Annotated in this window: 8 protein-coding genes; 6 read left to right on the forward strand and 2 right to left on the reverse strand. The window is 41.0% G+C overall.

The annotated features are described in order from the left end of the window. Positions 1-313 precede the first annotated feature (313 nt). Complete coding sequence (gene pgl / locus CBG25_RS14775; RefSeq protein ID WP_290607568.1) at positions 314-1,306, forward strand: 6-phosphogluconolactonase; 993 nt, start codon at positions 314-316, stop codon at positions 1,304-1,306. 12 nt (positions 1,307-1,318) lie between these two features. Here pgl and bioA read toward each other — a convergent pair whose 3' ends face one another. Continuing rightward, positions 1,319-2,593: an adenosylmethionine--8-amino-7-oxononanoate transaminase gene (gene bioA, locus CBG25_RS14780; RefSeq protein ID WP_290607570.1), complete on the reverse strand. Its 1,275-nt coding sequence runs from the start codon at positions 2,591-2,593 to the stop codon at positions 1,319-1,321. Between the two features lie 88 nt (positions 2,594-2,681). Between bioA and bioB the strand changes: the two genes are divergently transcribed. The 5 genes from bioB (at position 2,682) to uvrB (ending at position 8,874) form a co-directional block, all read left to right on the forward strand. After that, positions 2,682-3,722 (forward strand): biotin synthase BioB, encoded by a 1,041-nt coding sequence (gene bioB, locus CBG25_RS14785; protein WP_290607572.1) that lies wholly within the window; start codon positions 2,682-2,684, stop codon positions 3,720-3,722. After that, the gene (gene bioF / locus CBG25_RS14790; protein WP_290607574.1) at positions 3,722-4,888 is read left to right on the forward strand and encodes an 8-amino-7-oxononanoate synthase; all 1,167 of its coding nucleotides are present in this window, start codon (positions 3,722-3,724) and stop codon (positions 4,886-4,888) included. Before bioB ends, bioF begins: the two co-directional genes overlap by 1 nt. Next, entirely contained in the window at positions 4,857-5,630 is a 774-nt protein-coding gene (gene bioC / locus CBG25_RS14795) for a malonyl-ACP O-methyltransferase BioC (RefSeq protein ID WP_290607576.1), read from the forward strand. The genes bioF and bioC overlap by 32 nt, the downstream gene beginning before the upstream one ends. Continuing rightward, positions 5,608-6,300, forward strand: coding sequence for a dethiobiotin synthase (bioD, locus tag CBG25_RS14800; RefSeq protein ID WP_290607578.1), 693 nt, complete (start codon positions 5,608-5,610; stop codon positions 6,298-6,300). Before bioC ends, bioD begins: the two co-directional genes overlap by 23 nt. A gap of 561 nt (positions 6,301-6,861) precedes the next feature. Further along, a complete protein-coding gene (uvrB, locus tag CBG25_RS14805) occupies positions 6,862-8,874 on the forward strand; it encodes an excinuclease ABC subunit UvrB (RefSeq protein ID WP_290607580.1) in 2,013 nt (670 codons plus the stop codon). A gap of 4 nt (positions 8,875-8,878) precedes the next feature. Here uvrB and CBG25_RS14810 read toward each other — a convergent pair. Next, positions 8,879-9,093: hypothetical protein (locus tag CBG25_RS14810; protein ID WP_290607582.1), on the reverse strand; the 215-nt coding region annotated here is incomplete at its 5' end.

Raw genomic sequence — 9,093 nt, forward strand, 5'->3', positions numbered from 1 at the left:
ACTTGTCGATCGTCTGTTGGTGATACTGGTTTGCAAAGAGGTCATTCTTAATGGCGCTGCGTTTCTTCATGGTGGTTAGCTCAGTAGACCAGCTTCCGATAACTTTATCAGCAAAATCAAACTCGGCTTAGGTTTTTCGAGGTGCCCTTTAGTCACACAGTGATAATTTATAGAAACCTGCAAGCTAGTGACACCAGTCAGCTGATGAATAAATTTTTTTATTAACCATTTGGCTATTTTTGTCATTATTTAGCAATAGATCGGATATGATAACTGAGGCTATTTTGTCGAATTATTTCTGAGGAGTTAATTAATGAAACAAGTGGTGTATGTTGCCAGTCCAGAAAGCCAGCAAATTCATGTTTGGTCAATGGATGAAAAGGGCAAACTGACATTATTGCAACAGTTGACATTACCAGGTGAAGTGCAACCGATGCAGATTAGTCGTGATGGTCGACACCTTTATGTTGGTATCCGTCCTGATTTTGCGATTATTACTTATCTTATTTCAGCTGAAGGAAAACTCAGCCAACAGGCCATTACCGCTATTCCCGCCACGCCAACCCATATTGAAACTGATAATCAGGGGCGTTGGTTATTTATTCCCTCTTACCATCAGGGTAATTTAATGGTGTTACCGTTTGATCAACAGGGGATCGCTCAATCACCAATTCAAGTTATTGGCGATTTAAAACATCCCCATGCATCGGGAGTAAGTTTTGATAATTCACACTTGTTTGTCCCTTGTCTAGGGGAAGATCAGATCCGCGTTTATACCATTAATGACAATGGACATTTAACCGAACAGGTTGCCTATCGGATCACAACTAATGAAGGCGCAGGGCCCCGCCATTTGGCATTTTCGCCTAACCACAACGCTTTTTATTGTTTAAATGAGTTAGATGCCACCATTAATGTTTATTCTGCATTTGAACCTTATCAGCAAAAGCAAAATTGTGACATTTTAGCTGCCGGAGCGGAATGTAAACCTTGGGCTGCCGATATCCATATTACGCCAAATGGTCGTCATCTTTATGCTAGTGAACGTTCTGCCAGTATTATTCGCCACTTCGAGGTGACAGCAGAGGGGTTAGCATTAACGCCGATGGCAGCTTATGCAACCGAAACTCAACCGCGTGGCTTCAATATTGATCAAAGCGGTCATTTTTTGCTGGCCGCAGGCCAAAAGTCCGATCATATTGCGGTTTATAAAATAGATGCGGTGACTGGCGTGCTACAAGCATTAGATCGGTATCCGGTTGGCAAAGGGCCGATGTGGATCACGACCCATGTAATTGAAAACTAAATTATTTTTAATTTACAGCTTGATGACTATTTTTTTTATCGCTTGCGTTAACTTAGTCAGCTGTTCAGCGGTAATAATATAGGGTGGCATTAAATAAATTAATTTACCAAATGGCCGGATCCAGACTCCCTCAGCGACAAAATGACGCTGTAATTCAGGCACATTGACGGGGCTTTTCATTTCAACAACACCAATTGCGCCTAAAACTCGCACGTCAGCAACTTGTGGTTGATCTCGCAGTGGGTAGAGTTCAGCCATTAATTGAGTTTCTATGTTTTTCACCCATTTTTGCCACGGGCTATTCCTTAGTAATGTTATGCTCGCATCAGCGATCGCGCAGGCTAGCGGGTTGCCCATGAAAGTGGGCCCATGCATAAAACAGCCAGCTTTACCTAGACTGATAGTCTCTGCGATAGAACGGCTGGTCAGAGTGGCTGACAGAGTAACATAACCACCGGTTAGCGCTTTACCTAAACATAAAATATCCGGTGCAATGCCGCTGTGTTGACAAGCAAATAATTTGCCGGTACGGCCAAAACCGGTGGCGATTTCATCGGCAATCAGCAAAATATTATAGCGATCGCATAATTCCCTCACTGCCGTCAAATAATTAGGGTGATAAATTCGCATACCGCCCGCTCCCTGAACGATTGGCTCAACGATGATGGCAGCAATTTTGTCTGCCCGTTCGGTTAGTATTTTTTGTAATGGGATCAGAGAATCAGCATTCCATTGTTGATAAAAACCGCATTGAGGCGCTTGCACGAAAATATGTTCGGGTAGATAGCCCCGATAAAGACTATGCATCGAATTTTCCGGATCGCAAACTGACATAGCACCAAAGGTATCACCATGATATCCTTGTTGTAAGGCAATAAACTGGTGGCGCGCTTCGCCTCGTGCCTGCCAATATTGTAATGCCATTTTTAATGCCACCTCGACCGCAACTGAGCCGGAATCAGCCAGAAAAATACACTCTAATTTATCATCAGTTATATCGATTAATTGTCGGCACAAAGCAGTCGCTGCTGGATGTGTGATGCCGCCAAACATTACATGGGACATTTTCGTTAATTGCTCTGTAGCGGTCTGATTGAGTACGGGATGGTTATAGCCGTGAATTGCTGCCCACCAGGAAGCCATACCATCAATCAATTTTCTGCCATCAGCTAATTCAAGTTCGACACCTGAAGCACGCACGACAGGATAGGCTGGTATTGGTTTGGTCATTGAAGTGTATGGGTGCCAAATATGTTTTGCATCAAAATTAAGATCGTCGATTTTCATTATCTATAGTCAACTAATTATATTTATTTTAGTTGACATGATAACGCAGTTATTTAAACTGGCAATACTTTTTGTTTCAGAAGAGAGAATGGTGAAGATGGAAAAACCATGGACATTTAGTCAGGCACAAGCACTATTTGATTTACCTTTTTTTGCATTACTTTTTCAAGCTCAGCAAGTTCATCGTCAACATTTTGATCCGCAACAGATCCAGATTAGTACTTTACTCTCCATTAAAACCGGCGCCTGCCCGGAAGATTGCAAATATTGCCCACAAAGTGCTCGCTATAAAACCGGATTAAAAGCCGAACGACTATTAGAAGTCCAGCAAGTGATCGAGTCGGCTAAACAAGCCAAAAAAGCCGGTTCAACCCGTTTTTGTATGGGCGCTGCCTGGCGCAATCCCCATGAACGCGATATGCCTTATCTCGAAACCATGGTGAAAGAAGTCAAAGCATTAGGCTTAGAAACCTGCATGACACTGGGTAAATTAAATGATCAGCAAGCACACCGGTTAGCGGAGGCTGGACTTGATTATTACAATCACAATTTAGACACCTCACCTGAATTTTATGGCAGCATCATTACCACTCGAACCTATCAAGAAAGGCTGGATACGATTGATGTAGTTCGTCAGGCAGGCATGAAGGTATGCTCTGGTGGAATTGTTGGTTTAGGTGAAAAGGTAACTGATCGGGCGGCGCTATTGGTTCAATTAGCTAATTTACCGCAGGCTCCTGAAAGTGTACCGATTAATATGTTAATAAAAATAAAAGGCACGCCCCTTGAAGATAATGATGATGTCGATCCTTTTGACTTTATTCGCACCATCGCTGTTGCCCGTATTATGATGCCAACCTCTTTTGTCCGGCTTTCTGCTGGCCGTGAACAGATGAATGAACAGATGCAAGCACTCTGTTTTATGGCTGGGGCTAACTCCCTCTTTTATGGCTGTAAGTTATTGACGGCCGCTAATCCCAAAGAAGACAAAGATCAGCAACTTTTTCGCAAGCTAAATATTAATCCTCAACCGATTGCAACCGCCTTGACTCACCACCAGCAAATTGAGCGGCTGGAAGAAGCTATGATGCAAGTGGATACGGAACAGTTTTATAACGCGGCACTATAATGAATTGGTCAACATTTTTAACTCGTCAACTTGATAGGCGCAAGCAGCAAGCATTGTGGCGGCAGCGGCAGCTAATTAAAAAAAATGATGCGTGTACGCTAATCTTTGATCAACAGCAGTATGTCAATTTTTCAAGTAATGATTATCTGGGATTAAGTCATCATGCGGCAATTATTAAAGCCTGGCAAACAGGATTAAGCCAATATGGAACAGGTAGTGGAAGTTCTGGTCATGTTATCGGTTTTAATTGCGCTCACGCCCAATTAGAGCAACAGCTTGCCGATTGGTTAGGTTACCCCCGTGCTTTGTTATTTATTTCCGGCTATGCGGCAAATCAAAGTGTAATAACGGCCTTAATGAACAAAAATGATCATATTGTGGCCGATAAACTCAGTCATGCATCCTTACTGGAAGCCGCGATGTTATCGCCAGCTAGATTACAACGTTTTGCCCACAATCAACCTGACGCCTTAAGGCATCTTTTGGCGACCAATCATACTGGTAAAACACTGGTTGCCACTGAAGGTATATTTAGTATGGATGGCGATAGTGCCCCTTTAGCTCAATTGCAGGCAGTGGCGCGGCAAGCGCAGGCGTGGTTATTAGTGGACGATGCCCATGGTATTGGCGTAAGAGGCCATGAAGGCAGAGGTAGTTGTTATCTACATAAGATAAAGCCTGAACTGCTGGTGGTGACATTTGGTAAAGCTTTTGGTCTAAGTGGTGCGGCATTGCTTTGTGATGAAAACACCGCTGACTATTTTCTGCAATATGCTCGCCATTTGATTTATAGTACTTCAATGCCTCCGGCTCAAGCTGTGGCATTAACTGAGGCGGTTAGACAAATTCGTCAAGCAGATGAATTAAGAGCCAATTTACAGCGCAATATCGATTATTTTCGTCAATTAGCCAACTACTATCAATTGCCACTATTAAATTCAGCTAGCGCAATTCAGCCACTCATTGTTGGTAGTAATCAACGCTGTTTACAGTTATCTCAATTTTTACGCCAGCAAGGATTTTGGGTACAAGCTATTCGGCGGCCAACGGTACCAGCGGGTAGTGCAAGATTAAGAATCACCTTGATGGCAAATCATCAATTAGCCGATATTGCACAGTTAATGGAAACATTAAATGACTTCTTTAACAACGACGCCGATGAATAAGCAAGCGATTGCTCATGCTTTTGGGCGGGCGGCCAAAAATTACGACAATATTGCATTATTTCAACAACAAAGTGGCCAACATTTGTTTGATTGCTTATCTGCAATACCTGGTAAAAAAGTGCTGGATGCTGGCTGTGGTACCGGCTATTTCAGTGCGCAGTGGCAGTTAGCCGGAAAACGGGTTATTGCCCTCGATCTGTCTGCATCAATGTTAGCCATTGCTCAACAAAAGCAAGCAGCTATGAGCTATATCCAGGCCGATATGGAGAGGTTACCACTGGCCGATGAAAGTGTTGATCTCTGTTTTAGTCATCTTGCTATTCAGTGGTGTAGTAATTTATCTACCCCATTAAGTGAGTTATATCGTGTTACTAAAAAGGGTGGGGTCGTTGCTTTTTCTACTTTAGTCGATGGTTCATTACAAGAGCTACAACAGTGTTGGCAAAAAGTTGATAATAACCGGCACATTAATTCTTTTATGACTTTTGAACAAATTAAGCAGGCTTGTCGCGATTGGCCGCATAGTTTAGAACAGCGTTGCTGGCATTTAACTTACCCTACATTTGCTTGTTTACTTCAATCTATAAAGGGTATTGGCGCGACTTATCTAACGGATGGGCGTCAGCAGCAGGGTCTAATGACAAAAAACCAGTTAGCTAAACTGGTTGATCATTATCCTCATATTAATCAGCAATTTCCTTTAACTTATCAACTGGTTTATGGAATGTTATATCGTGAATAGATGTTTTTTTGTCACCGGAACTGACACAGATGTGGGTAAGACAGTCGTCAGCTGTGCGCTGCTACAAGCAGCTGCCGATCAGGGTTATCAAACAGCGGGCTATAAACCGGTAGCCTCAGGCAGTGAACAGTTAACCATTGGCTTAAGAAATTCAGATGCTCAGTTATTAAAAAAAAATAGTAGCGTGAAACTGAATTACCATGATGTTAATCCGATCGTTTTTGCTCAAGCAACGTCACCCCATATTGCTAGTCAACTAACAGGGGAGCTTATTGATTGGCAGATAATGCATACAGGATTAAATAAATTAACACAATCTGCTGACTGGATTATTGTCGAAGGTGTTGGGGGATGGTATACACCGCTTTGTGCTAAGCACACTTTGGCTGATTGGGTTATACAACAGCAATTGCCAGTGATATTAACAGTTGGCATAAAATTGGGTTGTATTAACCATGCAATATTAACCGCACAGGCCATTGAGCAAAGTGGCTTATTATTGGCAGGCTGGGTGGCTAATGAGATTGTTTTACCGGGTCAATATCAGCAGGATTATTTGCTAACATTACAGCAACGGATGTCAGCGCCATGTTTAGGAGTTATTCCGCATTTGCCAAATTGGCAATCTCATTCGCTTGGCAAATTTGTCAATTTAGATAACCTACTGTAATAGGACTAGTTTTTAGGCTAAAGCGTTATGTCGCTTTAGCCATCTTTTGCTTGAATTAGCTTAATTGCAACAAATGAAATGCTATTTTTCTTTTTTTTACTTATAAAAAAAATTTTTTTTTATGATTATTTTTTTGGCAAAAATGGTTGCCAATGCTCAAGTGAAAATCTTACAACTATTGATACTGAAAAGAATTTCTTGAGTTATCCACTATTCCTGTGGATAACCTTGTGTATTAGATCTAGAAAAGTTACGCTAACCGAGATGGGATGAGGCTTGGCGGGCAGTTGATGCCATTCTCGGCTCTGAAGTAAAATTATATAAATATTAACATGTTATATAAAATCAAGTCTGAAATGATATATAATAAAGTTTTACATTGGCTGATTAGCATAAAATATAATTCAAGGTAAAAAAAAGCTTGGGGATAACTAAGTTATTAAAATAATAAATATATGTAAATAATTGGTTGTGAATGAAACTGATTTTTTATTTCAGCTGACATTGAAACTGTTTTTTTATCCAGTATGATAAAGAAATATTTTTAGTAGAGAGGGTTAGATGAGTAAAGTCTTCAAATTGCATGCTGAATTTCAACCTGCCGGTGATCAGCCCGCAGCAATAAAGAAATTAATCGAAGGTCTTAATGATGGATTGGCTCATCAAACCTTACTTGGTGTCACTGGATCGGGTAAAACATTCACTATCGCTAATGTTATTGAGCAGGTTAACCGCCCGGTAATGGTAATGGCTCACAATAAGACGTTGGCTGCACAATTATATAGTGAGATGAAGGCTTTTTTCCCTGACAATGCGGTGGAATATTTTGTTTCTTATTATGATTATTATCAACCAGAAGCATATGTTCCAAGCTCCGATACCTTTATTGAAAAAGATGCTTCTATTAACGAGCATATTGAACAGATGCGACTCTCTGCCACTAAAGCACTGCTTGAAAGACGTGATGTTATTGTTGTTGCTTCGGTATCAGCGATTTATGGTTTAGGTGATCCTGATAGCTATCTAAAAATGATGCTTCATTTAACCAAAGGTATGATTATTGATCAGCGAGCTATCTTACGCCGCCTGGCCGATTTGCAATATAGCCGCAATGATCAAGCATTTCAGCGAGGTACATTTAGAGTTAGGGGGGAAGTGATTGATATTTTTCCTGCCGAATCAGATCAATATGCGTTAAGAGTTGAATTATTTGATGAGGAAGTAGAACGGCTAGCGCTTTTTGATCCCTTAACCGGACAGATCCAACATAATGTACCGCGATTTACCATTTATCCTAAAACTCACTATGTAACTCCACGTGAGCGTATCCTTGAAGCCATGGAGCAGATTAAAACTGAATTGGCACAAAGACGTAAATTACTACTGGAAAATAGTAAACTTGTTGAAGAGCAGCGGTTAACACAGCGTACCCAGTTTGATTTAGAGATGATGAATGAATTGGGTTATTGTTCTGGTATTGAAAATTATTCACGTTATCTTTCTGGCCGTGCAACCGGTGAACCACCACCAACGTTGTTTGACTATTTACCCGCAGATGGTTTATTAGTTATTGATGAATCGCATGTCACCATCCCACAGATTGGCGGTATGTATCGTGGTGATCGCTCGCGTAAAGAGACATTAGTAGAATATGGTTTTCGCTTACCTTCTGCGTTGGATAATCGCCCATTACGTTTTGAGGAATTTGAAGCACTTTCCCCACAAACAATTTATATTTCTGCCACGCCAGGTAAGTATGAATTGGAAAAATCGGCAAATGAAATTATTGAGCAAGTTGTGCGGCCAACTGGCTTACTCGATCCCGAAATTGAAGTTCGTCCGGTAGCTACTCAGGTTGATGATCTGTTATCTGAAATCAATTTGCGTACAGCGGTAAATGAACGAGTGCTAGTAACAACGTTAACCAAAAGAATGGCAGAAGATTTGACCGATTATCTGCAAGAACATGACATAAAGGTTCGCTATTTGCATTCAGATATTGATACCGTTGAACGGGTCGAAATTATTCGTGATTTGCGATTAGGCTTATTTGATGTTTTAGTGGGCATCAACTTGTTGCGTGAAGGACTGGACATGCCAGAGGTATCACTAGTTGCTATCTTAGACGCAGATAAAGAAGGATTTTTACGTTCAGAGCGTTCATTAATTCAAACTATTGGGCGTGCAGCGCGTAACCTGAAAGGTAAAGCTATTTTATATGGCGATAAGGTTACTGATTCAATGGCAAAAGCGATTAAAGAAACGGAACGTCGTAGCGAAAAGCAAATTGCCTTTAATCAACAGCATGGTATTGTGCCTAAAGGTTTAAATAAAAAAGTTGGCGATATTTTACAAGTCGGTGTACCAATATCGGCAAAAGGTAAACATAAACAACCGCAAATATCACCGATTATCGAAGATTATCAGAAACTTTCGACCAAAGAATTGGAGCTTAAAATTCAGGCGTTAGAAGCACAAATGTATCGTTATGCACAAGATCTTGAATTTGAACAAGCAGCCAGTTTACGCGATCAAATTCAATTGCTGCGTGAACAGTTTATTGCTAATTCTTAAAGCATTAGACAATTTTTATCCGCAGTGCGGCGCAACCACGCCCTCTAGAGGCTGTCGCAAAAGGGGTGGAATTTTTTTTCAACAATATCCCACCGTGCAGATTTTCTCTTTTTCTGATTTTAGTTTGTACAAATAATAGACTAAAAATCATCCATAATATCAGAGCAACCGCTCTTGATAAGTTATAGGCCATTGCATGCAGGGTAAATTCGAGCTTTA

It is taken from the genome of Arsenophonus sp. ENCA (assembly GCF_002287155.1).
GTDB classification, from domain to species: domain Bacteria; phylum Pseudomonadota; class Gammaproteobacteria; order Enterobacterales; family Enterobacteriaceae; genus Arsenophonus; species Arsenophonus nilaparvatae.